Raw genomic sequence first — 14,219 nt, forward strand, 5'->3', positions numbered from 1 at the left:
TCAGCACAAATTATTTATATGCTGCACAAGAAAGGAAGCTCAAATTGCCCAACCTGTTGACTCGCCGCCTGGCATTGCTGACCGAAGATGCCAACCGCGCGCTGCTGGGCGGCTTGCGCGGCATCGAGCGCGAAACCCTGCGCGTCGACCACGCCGGCCATCTGGCTTCCACGCCCCACCCCGCCGTCTTGGGCTCGGCGCTGACGCACCCTGAAATCACCACCGACTACGCCGAAGCGCTGCTCGAATTCATCACCCCGGCCGAAGCCGACATCGCCGTCACGCTCGACAAGCTCGATACCGTGCACCGCCATGCCTACAGCCGCATCGGCGACGAGTTGCTGTGGAGCCAGTCGATGCCCTGCCAGCTGCCGCCCGAAGCGGACATCGAGATCGCCAACTACGGCACGTCGAACATGGGCATGCTCAAGCACGTCTACCGGCGCGGCCTGGCATTGCGCTACGGCAAGGCCATGCAATGCATCGCCGGCATCCATTACAACTATTCGCTCGACGAGCAGCTGTGGCAAGTGCTGGCCAGCCATCCGGACACCAGCGCCAGCCCCACGCACGCAGCCGCGACGCCAAAAGACGTGCAGTCGGAAAGCTACCTGGCGACGATCCGCAATTTCCGCCGCTACAGCTGGCTGTTGATGTACCTGTTCGGCGCCTCGCCGGCCCTGTCCGCCGGATTCCTGCGCGGCCGCGCGCACAAGCTCGACACCTTGTCCGACGATACCCTGTTCCTGCCGTACGCGACCAGCCTGCGCATGAGCGACCTCGGCTACCAGAACGACGCCCAGTCCGGCCTGCGCCCGCACGAAAACAGCCTCGATGATTACGTCAACGCGCTCACGCACGCCGTCAACGACCCGTATCCGCCGTACGCGGCGTTGGGCACGAAAAAGGATGGCGAGTGGATACAGTTGTCCACCAACGTGCTGCAGATCGAAAATGAATACTATTCGACCATCCGCCCGAAACGCGTGATCCGCACGGGCGAGCGCCCCATCCAGGCCCTGTGCCTGCGCGGCGTGCAATACATCGAAGTGCGCTGCATGGATGTCGACCCGTTCGAACCGGTGGGCATCAGCCTGGAAACGGGCCGCTTCCTCGACGCGTTTTTGCTGTTCTGCGCGCTCGACGACAGCGCGCCGATTTCTGCCGAGCAAAGCGCCTGCTACACGAACAATTTCGCCCGCACCGTCAAGGAAGGCCGCAAGCCGGGCCTGAGCCTGCGCCGCGATGGCGAAGACATCACCCTGCAAGCCTGGGGCGAGGAATTGCTGGCGCGTATCGCGCCCGTCGCGGCCCTGCTCGACGCGCGCCAGGGCGGCACGCAGCACGCGGACAGCCTGGCCGCGCAAGCCCGTAAACTGGCCGACCCGGACACGACGCCATCGGCCAAGGTCTTGGCCGAACTGCGCGCCAACGGCGGCTCGTTTGCCGCCTTCGGCCTGCGCCAGAGCGAACGCCACGCTGCCTGGTTCCGCGCGCAGCCGCCCCCCCCCGGGCAAAGCGCGTATTTCGACGAGATGGCCGCCAGCTCGCTGGCCGAGCAGCGTGCCATGGAAGCGGCGCCGGCCGGCAGCTTCGACGATTTCGTCGCCGCCTACCGCGCCAGCACCCTGTGTTCGCACACCTGATCCTGCCTGACTTTTTGCCTGGCGCCCGATGCTGACCTTCTACAATGAATTGCACGGCCAGCACCGGGGCCGCTTCGAGATGTTTCGCGGCACCATGGTGCCCTGCTTCGAGACACCGGAGCGGGCCGACATGGTGGTGGCCGAGCTGGGGCGGCGCAACCTGGGCCGCATCGTCACGCCGCACGGCGTGCCGCTGACCTCCTTGGAGCGCATCCACACGCCCCGCTACCTGCATTTCCTGCGCCATGCCTGGCACGACTGGCTGGCGCTCGACCCCGACAACGGGGGCAAGGATGCCTTGCCGTCCGTGTGGCCCGTGCGCACCTTGCGCAGCGATATCGAACCGGACGACTTCACGGCCAAGCTGGGCCTGTATTCGATGGACAATGGCACGCCGCTGACGGCCGGCACCTGGACGGCGGCCAAGACGGGCGCCGACTGCGCCGTCAATGCGGCGCACGCATTGCGCCTGGGCGAACGGGCCACATTCGCCCTCACGCGCCCGCCGGGCCACCATGCGGGCAGCGATTTCTTTGGCGGCTACTGTTTTCTGAACAACGCGGCCCTAGCCGCGCAGCACCTGCTCGACGACGGCGCGCGCAAGGTCGCCATCCTCGACATCGATTACCACCACGGCAACGGCACGCAGAGCATTTTTTACGGACGCGACGACGTGCTGTTCGCCTCCATCCACGCCGACCCGCGCAGCGAATATCCGTTTTACCTCGGTCACGCCGACGAAACGGGCAGCGGCGCGGGGCTCGGCTACAACGTCAATCTGCCGCTGCCGGCCGGCACGTCCACGGCCAGCTGGTTCGCCGCGCTGGAAACGGCTTGCCTGCGCATCAATATGTATGCGCCCGACGCGCTGGTGGTCTCGCTCGGTGTCGACACCTTCGTGGGCGACCCGCTGTCGCATTTCTCGCTGCAAAGCGGCGACTACCTGCGCGTGGGCGAACGCCTCGCGCATCTGAACCTGCCCACCGCCTTCATCCTCGAAGGCGGTTATGCGGTCAAGGAAATCGGCATCAATGTGGTGAACGTGCTGGAAGGTTTTGAGACGGCGGAGTAGGCCGGTGGTGATGTCGGCTTACGCCCTCGCGGGCTAAGCCGACCTACATATTCCGAAACAAACTCATGAACGGCTGGCTCACGGCCAGGGTTTCCGGCCGCGTCTTCAGGCGCAGGGCGCCGCGTCCCACCTCGTCGCGCGTCACCGACGCCACCATCTTCATGTTGACGATGGTGGAGCGGTGGATCTGTTTGAAAATGGCCGAATCGAGCACGTCGAGCAGTTCGCGGATCGGCTTGCGCAGCAGCGCCTCGCCGTCGGCCGTCATGACGGCCGTGTACTTGGTGTCGGATTGAAAATAGGCGATGTCTTCCACCATGATCAGACGCGTATCCTTGCCGCTGCTGGCCGTCAGCCACACCAGCGGCGGCGACTTGGCTGCCGCCGGCAAGGCGCTGCTCAATTGCTGCAGCAGGCCGGCCAGCGCGCCGTCGTCCGCCCGGGCCTTGCCGGCCCGTGCCCGCACGCGCTGCAGGGTCGCCTGCAGGCGCTCGCGTCCGATCGGTTTCAATAGATAATCGACGGCGCCCTTGTCGAAGGCATCGATGGCGTACTGGTCGTAGGCCGTGACGAACACCACCTGCGTGCCGGGACTCGCTGCGAGCGCGCCGGCCGCCACTTCCAGCCCCGTCAGGCCCGGCATGCGGATATCGAGAAAGGCGACGTCGGGCTTGTGCGTGGCGATGGCCTCGAGCGCCGTGCCGCCGTCGTCGCAGGCGGCGACGATGCGCAGTGCCGGCCACTCTTCGGCCAGCAGGGCCACGAGCGCATCGCGCAGCAGGGTTTCATCTTCGGCGACGACGCAAGTCATTTCAGGCGGATGCATACGACACTCCTTGCGCCGTGCTGTCCGGCACCGTGATGGTGGCCGTCACGCCATCGGGGAAGTTGGCGACGATGGCAAACGCGGCGGCATTGCCGTAGGTCAGGCGCAGGCGCTCGCGCACATTGCGCAGGCCGATGCCCGTGCCGGCGCCGTCGTCGCTGAAACCCTTGCCGTCGTCGGCCACCGTGACGATCACCGTGCCATTGCCGCTGCGCGCCATGATCCAGATGGTACCGCCGCCGCTTTTCGGCTCCAGGCCATGCTTGATGGCGTTTTCCACCAGCGTTTGCAGCATCATCGGCGGCAGCTCCACCTGGCGCAGGTATTGCGGTACCTCGATCTGCAGGTTCAGGCGCTCGCCCATGCGGATTTTCAGGATGTCGAGGTAGGCGCGCGCCCGTTCCAGCTCCGTGCCCAGGGTCGACATGGCTTGCTCCGTGCGCGGCAGCGAGTGGCGCAGGTACAGGATCAGGTTGCCCAGCATCGCGTCGGCGCGCACGGGGTCGCTGCGCGTGAGGAGCTGCGCGCTGGCCAGCGTGTTGTACAGGAAGTGCGGCTCGACCTGCGCATGCAGCAGGCTCAGTTTGGCCACCGTCAGTTCCTTTTCCGTCACCGTCTGGCGCGCCTCGGCCTGCTCGCCGCGGCGGCGCTGCGCCACCCGGCGCGTGATGGCCCGCGTCACCGCCTCCGCGTTTTCCAGGTTGCTGCCATGGTCGACGAGGAACCAGTCGGTCCACGCATTGCGCGCCGGCTCGCAGATCAGGGTCACGCTGCCCGCCTCGCCATTCGGCGTGACGGTGGCGAGGATCTGATTCGGCCGCGGCTCGAGGAAACCCAGCACGCGCATGCGGGGCAAGCCCGTATGCGTGTACGGCGCCGCGCGGCGCACGCGCGCCTGCACCTGCAGGCTGTCGCGCGCGCTTTCCACCACTTCGCTGCCCGGCAGTTCGCGGATGGCCGCATCGACCATGTCGAACGCCTCGCCCGCCTCGAACGGAATCTCGATCTGGCGCCGCTGGCGGCTCGACAGGGTGGCGGCATTGACGGCGCCGGCGATCAGGCGCACGCGGCGCACGTGCGAAAACGCATTCGTGACGACGGTGCAGGCCAGCAAGGCGCCGATGATGACAAAGAAGCCTTCCGTATTCCCAAAGAGATAGCGCAGAAAGTTCTCGACCAGGATCGCCGTGGCGATGATGTACGTGAGCATCGCGGCCAGGGTGAGGCGCAGGATAAAGAAAAGGCTGGTCATGATTTTTCCTTGGGTATTGAAGTGAGGCCAGCATAATCATCGGCCCCGGCAGCGGTGGCCATTATGCGATGGAAGCCCGGTAGTGGCGACAAAGGCATCAAAATAAAGGTTCAAGACACCTGACCAAACCTGCTGCGCGTCGGTACAGGTGGCCTGCGATGCTCACCGTACTCAAAGTACGGTTCCGCGTCTCGACCACCTCTCCCTTCCGCTCGCAACGGTTTTGTCAGGTGTCGTGACTTCATGAATAAAATCGCTTGCAATTAAATAGCGCACGATATATATTGCACACATGGACGCCGGATTTACTTCTTCAGACGGGCATCCTGGGGCCACGGCCCGCGAAACAAGTAGCACACTATTTAGTAGTCACCTATTTATCTACCTAAAGGAACCATCATGTCGATCAAACAAGTCCTGTACCGCGCGCAAGCCACCGCCACCGGAGGCCGCGAAGGCCGTGCCGTGTCATCCGACAATGTGCTCGACGTCAAGCTGACGACGCCGAAAGAACTGGGCGGCAATGGCGCCGTGGGCACCAATCCGGAACAACTGTTCGCCGCCGGCTACTCGGCCTGCTTCATCGGCGCCATGAAATTCGTCGGCGGCCGCGACAAGATCGCCGTGCCGGCGGACCTGTCGATCGAAGGCAACGTCGGCATCGGCGCCATCGAGACGGGCTTCGGCATCGAAGTGGAACTGAAAATCTCGCTGCCGGGCATGGACCGCGCCGCCGCCGAAGCGCTGGTCGCCGCCGCCCACATCGTGTGCCCCTACTCGAACGCCACGCGCGGCAACATCGACGTCACGCTGACGATCGTGTAATCCACGCTGCACGCACTGTAACTCCCCGGCCGCGCCTTGGCGCCGCCGGGGCTTTTTTTTAGCGCAGCGCCTGCAGCAGCTTGTCTGCCAGGGCCGGCGCCGAGGCGGGATTCTGTCCCGTGATCAACTCGCGGTCGACCACCACATTGCTGGTCCACGGCGCCTGGTTCTGCACATATTGCGCGCCGGCCGCCTGCAAGCCCGACTGCGGATAGAACTTCATCAATCCGCCCTTCAGCGCACCCTGCGCCGCCAGCTCCTCCTCATTGCTGATCACCGTCATGCGGTAGCCCTTGTAGATCCAGTCAGCCGGCGTGGGCGGCGTCCGGCCCGCTTCCAGCGCGGCCGTAAACTGGGCCGCCTGCGGCAGGGCCGACAACAGGGCGATGGGGCCATGGCACAGCAGCGCCGTCGGCTTGCCGTCCGCGTGGAACTGGCGCAGCAAGGCGCCCAGGCTGGCGTCCTTCAATAAGTCCTGCATGGGCGCATGGCCGCCCGGCACCAGCACGGCCGCGTAGTGGGCATAGCCGATCTGTTCCACCCGTTTCAGGCTGATCACGGGCGAGCGGCCCGGCACCGTCAGCGCCAGCTGCTCGAGCAAGGCCTTGTGCGCCGCATGGGCCACCACGTCGCCGCCAAAATACGCGTCCGTATCGGAGCTGGCGTCCAGGGCCGGCGCCTGGCCCTGCGGCGTGGCGAACGTCACCGTGTGGCCCGCGTCGAGCAGCTTTTTCACGGGCTGCATCAATTCGTTCAGATAGAAACCGGTCGAAAAGACCTTACCGTCGCGCAAGTCGAGATGATTCGCATCCGACAGCACGACGAGGACGTCGGCCGCCTGGGCGGTGGAAAAGGCGGCGAGCAACAGGCTGCTGATGAGTAATTTTTTCATGGTGTGGCCTTTCTGTAGAGAGGACACCAGCATATTCCGAATCAAAATACGGAAAAATGATGAATAATGCATAGCACTGATGCGGAATACGACTGAATGGAGCGGGGATGGATAAATTGCAGGCGATGCAGCTGTTTCGCCGCGTGGCCGAGCTGGGCAGCTTTCGCCGCGCGGCCGATGAACTGGACTTGTCGGCCTCGTACGTGAGCCGGCGCATCGGCCAGCTGGAGCAGGAACTGGGCGGGCGCCTGATGACGCGCACCACGCGCCAGCTGGCCCTGACGGAAACGGGCGCCGCCTATCTCGAGCACTGCCGCAAGCTGCTCGATGAGCTGGCGCAGGCGGAGGACATGGTGGCCCATTCCACGGCGCACGTGACGGGCCGCCTGCGCATCAACGCGCCGCTGACATTGGGCGTGGGCGAGCTGGCCGAGGGCCTGGCCGATTTCATGGCCGACTGGCCCGCGCTGCGCCTGGACGTCGACCTGAAGGATGAATATGTCGACCTGGCGGCCGCCAATTACGACCTGGGCTTTCGCGTCACCACCGCGCTCACCGATTCGAGCTATGTGGCGCGCCACATCCACGACTACCGCCTGCACATCTGCTGCGCGCCCGCCTACCTGGAACGCCACGGCCCCTTGGCCGAACCCACGGACCTGACGCGCCAGCGCTGCTTCATCTACAGCCACGCCCTGTTCGGCAGCCGCTGGCCACTGCGCCATGCGGGGCCGCACAGCGATATCGAAGTGCCGAACTGGGTGCGCACCAACAACACGCTGTTCATGCGCAGCCTGATCCTGCGCGGCCTGGGCATCGGCATCCTGCCCACCTTTGTCTGCCGCGAGGAACTGGCCAGCGGCGCCCTGGTCGAGCTGTTTCCGGAAATCGAGCGCCCCAGCCTGGCGCTGTTCGCCATCTACCCGTCGCGCCAGCTGGTGGCGCCCCGCGTGACGCGCTGCATCGAGCACCTGAAGCAGTGGTATGCGCAGCGCTATCCCACGCCGGGGGCGTGAAGCCGGTAAAATCACGGCCACTCTCAATCAAGGATGAACCATGATCAGCTGGCAATGGAACACGTTCGACGAACTCGGCCCCCACGATTTGTACCAGGTGCTGGCCTTGCGCCAGCGCGTGTTCGTCATCGAACAGCAGTGCATTTATCCGGACCTGGACGGCCATGACCAGCAGGCGATGCACTTGCTGGGCTGGCAAACGGCCGATGGCCAGCGCCGGCTGGCCGCCTACCTGCGCGTGCTGGCGCCGGGCGCCAAGTATGTGGAAATGTCGCTGGGCCGCGTGCTGACGGCGCCCGAGGCGCGCAGCAGCGGCGCCGGCAAGCAGTTGTTGCTTGAGGGCATCGCGCGGGCCGAGCGCCAGCATCCGGGCCACGCCATCCGCATCGGCGCACAGCACTATCTGGAACGCTTTTATCAATCGTTCGGCTTTGTCACCGTCAGCGCGCCGTATGACGAAGACGGCATCCAGCACGTCGACATGCTGCGCGCGGAGCCAGCGGCATGACGACGGCCTTGATTTCCTGGAGCGGCGGCAAGGATTCCTGCCTAGCCCTGTGGCGCGCCCGCAACGCCGGCATGGACGTGCCGCTGTTGATCACGGCCATGGATGAAGATGGCCGCAAGTCGCGCTCGCACGGCGTGCCGCCCGAGTTGCTCGAAGCGCAGGCGGCCAGCCTGGGCGCGCGCCTGCAGCGCTATCACGCCAGCTGGGCCAGCTATGAAGAACAGTTCGTCGCCACGCTGCGCGCGGCCAAGGCCGAGGGCATCGAGCACGCCATCTTCGGCGACATCGACCTGCAGCCGCACCGCGACTGGGAAGAAAAAGTCTGCGCGGTCGCCGGCCTGACGGCGCACCTGCCGCTGTGGGGCGAAGCGCGGCGCGCGCTGGTCGACGAATTTCTCGCCGCCGGCTTCAAGGCTATCGTCGTGTGCATCAATGGCCAGCATCTGCCACGCGAATTCTGCGGGCGCGAGTTCGACGCCGCCTTCCTGGCCGACCTGCCGCCCGGCGTCGATGCCTGCGGCGAAAACGGCGAATTCCACACCTTCGTCTACGACGGCCCCGCCTTCAGCGCCCCCGTGGCGCTGCGCCGCACGCAAGTGCTGCAATATGACGCGCCGGCCAAGCTGGGCGGCGCCACGTATTACTTCCAGGAGCTGGCGCCCGTTTAAACCGGCCAGCAAAGCAAAAAGGGCGATTCCGTGGAATCGCCCTTTTCATGTGCCCTGCGCGTGCTTATTTTTTCGTCACGCTCACCAGCTTGATCTCGAACAGCAAGCCGGCGTAGCCAGGAATCTTCGGCGCGCTGCCGGCCTTGCCATAACCGAGGTCATACGGAATGGCCAGGGTGCGCGTGCCGCCGACCTGCATGCCGACCAGGCCGCGGTCCCAGCCCAGGATGACCCGGCCGACACCCAGAGGGAAAGTAAAACCGCTGCCTGCCGGGCTCGCATCGAACTGCACGCCCTTGTTGCCCGGCTTGCTTGCGTCATACAGCCAGCCCGTGTAAGTCACCAGCAAGGTGTCGCCCGCTGCCGCCGCCGTGCCGGTGCCGGTCACCGTATCGGTAATGGTCAGTTCTTTCACTTGCGTATTCGGGTCGAGCACGACCGGTTTCTCGGTGTTGGCAGCGGCACCGCAAGCGGTCAGGGCCACGGCGCAAGCGAGGGTGGCGATCATTTGAAATACCGATTTCATGGTTTCCCTTTAAATATTGGTGTGTGGCTCAGCCCGTACGGTGCGGACCAGTGCGAGCAGCAGTTTAACAGGAGTCGCGCAGCCAATTTGTAAGCAGACGTAAGCAGGGCGGAAGATTGCGCAACAATACAACATTGTCACAACAACCATTCCGCCGCACTGTCGCGTCTAGATTTCCACCTGCGTGCCCAGTTCGATTACCCGGTTGCTCGGGATCTGATAGTAGTCGGCCGCCGTGCGCGCATTGCGCGACATGGTGACGAACAGGTGCTCGCGCCACGGCATCATGCCGGCGCCCGGCGTCGAGATGATGGTCTGGCGCGCGATAAAGAACGACGTTTCCATCATCTCGAAGTCCAGTCCCTGCTGCGCGCACTGCGCCAGCGCAGCCGGAATGTCCGGTTCATCCTTGAAGCCGTAATGCACGTTGACCTGGTAGCACTGGTGGCCCAGCTCCACCACGCGCACGCGCTCCGATGGCGCCACCCACGGCTCTTCATGCATGAAGACGGTGAGGAAAATCACGCGCTCGTGCAGAACCTTGTTATGCAGCAAGTTATGCAGCAGCGCATGCGGCACGCCATCCGTTTCGCCACGCAGGAAGATGGCCGTGCCGGGGACGCGCAGCGGCGGCGCGATGAACAGCGACGAAAGGAAATCGTTGAGCGGAATCGCATGCTTTTCCAGGTTCTGGAACACCAGCTGGCGGCCCCGTTTCCAGGTCAGCATGACGATGAACAAGATCGAACCCAGCAGCAGCGGGAACCAGCCGCCGTGGAACAGTTTCAAGGCGGTCGCCGACACCAGGTTGATGTCGATGATCAGGAAAAAGCCCGTGGCGGCCCAGCACAGGGCCAGGTTCATCTTCCAGCGGTAACGGATGACGAAGAAGGTCAGGATGGTGGTCGACAGCATCGTGGCCGTGACCGCAATGCCGTAGGCGGCGGCCAGGTTTTCCGAGGAGCCGAAGCCGACGACGGCCAGCAGCACGACGGCCAGCTGCAGCCAGTTCACGGCGGGGATGTAGATCTGCCCGATTTCGCTTTCCGACGTGTGGCGCACGCGCATGCGCGGCAGGAAACCCAGCGCGATCGCTTGCTTGGTCATCGAGAAGGTGCCGGAAATGGTGGCCTGCGACGCGATCACGGTAGCCATGGTCGACAAAATCACCAGCGGATACACGCTCCACGCGCCCAGCTGCTGGTAAAACGGATTCGAGACGGCTTCGGGATGGGCCAGCAGCAAGCCACCCTGGCCCAGGTAGTTCAGCGCCAGCGCGGGGAAGGCGATCAGGAACCAGGCCAGGCGGATCGGTTTCTTGCCGAAGTGGCCCATGTCGGCGTACAGCGCCTCGGCACCCGTCAGCGCCAGCACCACGGCGCCCAGGGCGACGAAGGCAACGAAGCCGTTATTCATCAGGAAGGTCGCCGCGTGCAGGGGATTGAGTGCGGCCAGGACGGCGGGCGACTTGATGATGTTGACCACGCCCATGCCGGCCAGCGCGGCAAACCACAGCACCATGACGGGGGCAAAATAGCGGCCGATGCCGGCCGTGCCGTGCGACTGCACGGAATACAGGCCCACCAGCACGGCGATGGTCAGCGGCACCACGTAGGGACTGAAGGCGGGCGTGGCCACTTCCAGGCCTTCGATCGCCGACAGCACGGAAATGGCCGGCGTGATCACGCTGTCGCCATAGAACAGGGTGGCGCCAAAGACGCCGATCACCATCAGCGGAAAATGCCAGCGCGACAGGCGGCTGACGGACGACAGCACCAGCGCCATCAGGGCCATGATGCCGCCCTCGCCGCGGTTGTCGGCGCGCAGCACCAGGGTCACGTACTTGAGCGAGACGATCAGCGTCAGGCCCCAGAAGATCAGCGAAACGATGCCCAGCAAATTCTCGGGCGAGAGCGCCAGGCCGTGGGCCGGGTCGAAGACCGTCTTCAGGGTGTACAGCGGGCTGGTGCCGATATCGCCGTAAACGATCCCGACGGCCGCCAGCGTCAAGCCGGCCAGGCCGCTTTTTTTATGTTCCGACGTCAAGATTGCACCCGTTTTTGTTTTGTTGCATCGCACAATATGATAGGTATTAGCAAATAGCAAGAGTATTTTTGCATGGTTACGGGCTGCCCCAAAGTCGTGGTTTTGTGCCGCTCCGCCTTGCTGCGCGGGCTTGCGGCCATTGATTTGTTGCCATTCTACGCTTCGCCAGCGGCGCCGGGCAGCCCCCGATGTTTTCAGCCATAATGACAGACTGTCTACTCTCCAGCGAAGCCCATCATGAATCCAGGCATGCTCTACGCCTCCCTCGCCTTCCTGTGCTGGGGCCTGTTTCCCCTGTATTTCCACGCCATCGGCGAGATTGCACCACAGGAAATCCTGGCGCACCGCATGGTCTGGTCGCTGTTGTTTCTAGGCATCGTACTGACCGTGCGCCGCCAGTGGAGCTGGCTGGGCGCCCTGAAAGGCCAGCCGCAGGTGGTGGCCAGCTTCGTCGCCAGCGCGTTTTTGCTGTCCGCCAACTGGTTCATCTATATCTGGGCCGTCAACAACGGCCACGTGGTCGACGCCAGCCTCGGCTACTTTATTACGCCCCTGATCAATGTCATGCTGGGCTTTTTGCTGCTGCACGAACGCCTGCGCCGCCTGCAGTGGCTGGCCATCGGCCTGGCCGCCTGCGGCGTGGCCTGGCTCACTTGGCAGGCGGGGCAAGTACCATGGATCGCCCTGCTGCTGGCCGCCACCTTCGGCGGCTATGGCTTGCTGCGCAAGACGGCCGCGCTGGGCGCGCTGGAAGGCTTGTCGTTCGAAACCCTGATTTTATTTCCCCTGGCGCTGGCCTACATGCTGTGGCTGGCCTGGCATGGCCAGAGCGGCTTCGTCAATACGGATTCCACCGCCACGCGCGCGCTGCTGCTGGCGTCCGGCCCCATCACGGCCATTCCCCTGCTGCTGTTCGCCGCCGGCGCGCGCCGCCTGCCGCTGGCCGTGCTGGGGCTATTGCAATACATCGCCCCCACGGGCCAGCTGCTGATCGGCGTATGGGTCTTCCACGAATCGTTCACGCCCGAACGCATGCTGGGCTTCCTCGTCATCTGGACGGCGCTGGGCCTGTATGCGGCCGAAGGCCTGTGGAGCAGCCGCCGCGCGCGCCTGGCCGCCTGATCGGTCCGTCCCGGCAGCGCACAGCGCTGGCCGGAAGCGGGCGTTTACCGTATCCTGTCCGTCTTTGTATATCACCCGAGATTTCTAATGGCAAATTACGTCTACACCATGAATCGCGTGGGCAAAATCGTCCCGCCCAAGCGCCAGATTCTGAAAGATATTTCCCTCTCCTTCTTCCCAGGCGCGAAGATCGGCGTGCTGGGCCTGAACGGCTCCGGCAAATCGACCCTGCTGAAAATCATGGCAGGCATCGACACCGACATCCAGGGCGAAGCCGTGCCGATGCCGGGCCTGAACATCGGCTACCTGCCGCAGGAACCGCAGCTGGACCCGGCAAAAACCGTGCGCCAGGAAGTCGAGTCGGGCCTGGGCGAAGTGTTTGAAGCGCAAGCCAAGCTGGAAGCCGTGTACGCCGCATATGCCGAGGAAGACGCCGATTTCGACGCCCTGGCCACGGAACAGGCACGCCTGGAAGCGATCATCTCGACCTCCGACGGCGGCAATCTGAATCTGCAGCTGGAAATGGCCGCCGACGCGCTGCGCCTGCCGCCGTGGGACGCCACCATCGGCGTGCTGTCCGGCGGTGAAAAGCGCCGCGTGGCGCTGTGCAAGCTGCTGCTGTCGAAACCGGACATGCTGCTGCTCGACGAGCCGACCAACCATCTGGATGCGGAATCGGTCGACTGGCTGGAACAATTCCTGCTGCGCTTCCCCGGCACCGTGGTAGCCATCACCCATGACCGCTACTTCCTCGACAACGCGGCCGAGTGGATCCTGGAGCTGGACCGCGGCCACGGCATTCCATGGAAGGGCAACTACTCGACCTGGCTGGACCAGAAGCAAGCCCGCCTGAAGCAGGAAGAAGCGACGGAATCGGCGCGCCAGAAAGCGCTGCAGAAGGAATTGGAATGGTCGCGCCAGAACCCGAAAGCGCGTCAGGCCAAGTCGAAAGCCCGTCTGGCCCGCTTCAACGAGCTGTCCGAGCACGAATACCAGAAGCGCAACGAAACGCAGGAGATCTTCATTCCCGTGGCAGAGCGCCTGGGCAATGAAGTCATCGAGTTCAAGAACGTGTCGAAAGCGTTCGGCGACCGTTTGCTGATCGATAACCTGAGCTTTACCGTGCCGCCAGGCGCCATCGTCGGCATCATCGGCCCCAACGGCGCCGGTAAGTCGACCCTGTTCAAGATGATCACCGGCAAGGAAACACCGGACAGCGGCGAAGTGGCCATCGGCCAGACGGCGCGCGTGTCCATCGTCGACCAGAACCGCGACAGTCTCGCTGACAACAAATCCGTGTTCGAAGACGTCTCCGGCGGCGCCGACATGCTGACGGTCGGCCGCTTCGAAATGCCGTCGCGCGCCTACCTGGGCCGCTTCAACTTCAAGGGCTCGGACCAGCAAAAGCAAGTGGGCAACCTGTCCGGCGGTGAACGCGGCCGTCTGCACCTGGCGAAAACCCTGCTGATGGGCGGCAACGTCCTGCTGCTCGATGAACCGTCGAACGATCTGGACGTGGAAACCTTGCGCGCACTGGAAGACGCCCTGCTGGAATTTGCCGGCAGCGTCATGGTCATTTCCCATGATCGCTGGTTCCTCGACCGTATCGCCACGCACATCCTGGCGTTCGAAGGCAATTCGCAGGTCACCTTCTTTGACGGCAACTATCAGGAATACGAAGCCGACAAGAAGAAACGCCTGGGCGAAGAAGGCGCGAAACCGAAGCGTATCCGCTACAAGCCATTGACGACGTAATTTATCTCTGACAATGCAAAAAGGCAGTTACCTCGCGGTAACTGCCTTTTTTTTCAGCACATTTC

13 protein-coding genes are annotated in these 14,219 nt (G+C 64.1%); 8 read left to right on the plus strand and 5 right to left on the minus strand.

Annotated features, from left to right (window positions below; genetic code table 11):
• Window positions 1-44 precede the first annotated feature (44 nt).
• Complete coding sequence (gshA, locus tag OX462_RS27345) at window positions 45-1,646, plus strand: glutamate--cysteine ligase (RefSeq protein ID WP_409027453.1); 1,602 nt, start codon at window positions 45-47, stop codon at window positions 1,644-1,646.
• Between the two features lie 28 nt (window positions 1,647-1,674).
• Window positions 1,675-2,718: a histone deacetylase family protein gene (locus tag OX462_RS27350; RefSeq protein ID WP_070218992.1), complete on the plus strand. Its 1,044-nt coding sequence runs from the start codon at window positions 1,675-1,677 to the stop codon at window positions 2,716-2,718.
• Window positions 2,719-2,761: 43 nt separating this feature from the next.
• On the opposite strand, the gene OX462_RS27355 is transcribed toward OX462_RS27350, so the two are convergent.
• Window positions 2,762-3,544, minus strand: coding sequence for a LytR/AlgR family response regulator transcription factor (locus OX462_RS27355; RefSeq protein WP_409027454.1), 783 nt, complete (start codon window positions 3,542-3,544; stop codon window positions 2,762-2,764).
• Window positions 3,531-4,796, minus strand: a complete 1,266-nt coding sequence (locus OX462_RS27360; protein WP_070218991.1) for a histidine kinase — start codon at window positions 4,794-4,796, stop codon at window positions 3,531-3,533. Before OX462_RS27360 ends, OX462_RS27355 begins: the two co-directional genes overlap by 14 nt.
• 399 nt (window positions 4,797-5,195) lie before the next feature.
• Between OX462_RS27360 and OX462_RS27365 the strand changes: the two genes are divergently transcribed.
• Complete coding sequence (locus tag OX462_RS27365) at window positions 5,196-5,621, plus strand: organic hydroperoxide resistance protein (RefSeq protein ID WP_070289401.1); 426 nt, start codon at window positions 5,196-5,198, stop codon at window positions 5,619-5,621.
• Between the two features lie 58 nt (window positions 5,622-5,679).
• Here OX462_RS27365 and OX462_RS27370 read toward each other — a convergent pair whose 3' ends face one another.
• Window positions 5,680-6,513 (minus strand): type 1 glutamine amidotransferase domain-containing protein, encoded by an 834-nt coding sequence (locus OX462_RS27370; RefSeq protein WP_409027455.1) that lies wholly within the window; start codon window positions 6,511-6,513, stop codon window positions 5,680-5,682.
• Window positions 6,514-6,620: 107 nt separating this feature from the next.
• Here OX462_RS27370 and OX462_RS27375 point away from each other — a divergent pair, with 107 nt between their 5' ends.
• Genes OX462_RS27375 through OX462_RS27385 form a run of 3 tightly spaced genes read left to right on the plus strand, consistent with a single transcriptional unit; the run spans window position 6,621 to window position 8,705 of the window.
• A complete protein-coding gene (locus OX462_RS27375; RefSeq protein WP_121670821.1) occupies window positions 6,621-7,529 on the plus strand; it encodes a LysR family transcriptional regulator in 909 nt (302 codons plus the stop codon).
• A gap of 40 nt (window positions 7,530-7,569) precedes the next feature.
• Entirely contained in the window at window positions 7,570-8,037 is a 468-nt protein-coding gene (locus OX462_RS27380) for a GNAT family N-acetyltransferase (protein WP_070289398.1), read from the plus strand.
• Window positions 8,034-8,705: a Dph6-related ATP pyrophosphatase gene (locus OX462_RS27385; RefSeq protein WP_409027456.1), complete on the plus strand. Its 672-nt coding sequence runs from the start codon at window positions 8,034-8,036 to the stop codon at window positions 8,703-8,705. Before OX462_RS27380 ends, OX462_RS27385 begins: the two co-directional genes overlap by 4 nt.
• Before the next feature lie 64 nt (window positions 8,706-8,769).
• Here OX462_RS27385 and OX462_RS27390 read toward each other — a convergent pair whose 3' ends face one another.
• Both OX462_RS27390 and OX462_RS27395 read right to left on the minus strand, forming a co-directional pair.
• Window positions 8,770-9,231, minus strand: a complete 462-nt coding sequence (locus tag OX462_RS27390) for an FKBP-type peptidyl-prolyl cis-trans isomerase (RefSeq protein ID WP_070218985.1) — start codon at window positions 9,229-9,231, stop codon at window positions 8,770-8,772.
• A gap of 168 nt (window positions 9,232-9,399) precedes the next feature.
• Complete coding sequence (locus OX462_RS27395; protein WP_070218984.1) at window positions 9,400-11,277, minus strand: potassium transporter Kup; 1,878 nt, start codon at window positions 11,275-11,277, stop codon at window positions 9,400-9,402.
• 237 nt (window positions 11,278-11,514) lie between these two features.
• Between OX462_RS27395 and rarD the strand changes: the two genes are divergently transcribed.
• Both rarD and ettA read left to right on the plus strand, forming a co-directional pair.
• Window positions 11,515-12,399, plus strand: coding sequence for an EamA family transporter RarD (rarD, locus tag OX462_RS27400; protein WP_070218983.1), 885 nt, complete (start codon window positions 11,515-11,517; stop codon window positions 12,397-12,399).
• Between the two features lie 87 nt (window positions 12,400-12,486).
• Complete coding sequence (gene ettA / locus OX462_RS27405) at window positions 12,487-14,154, plus strand: energy-dependent translational throttle protein EttA (RefSeq protein ID WP_034752850.1); 1,668 nt, start codon at window positions 12,487-12,489, stop codon at window positions 14,152-14,154.
• Window positions 14,155-14,219 lie beyond the last annotated feature (65 nt).

This window comes from Janthinobacterium aestuarii (assembly GCF_046113285.1).
Taxonomy (GTDB): Bacteria; Pseudomonadota; Gammaproteobacteria; order Burkholderiales; family Burkholderiaceae_D; genus Janthinobacterium.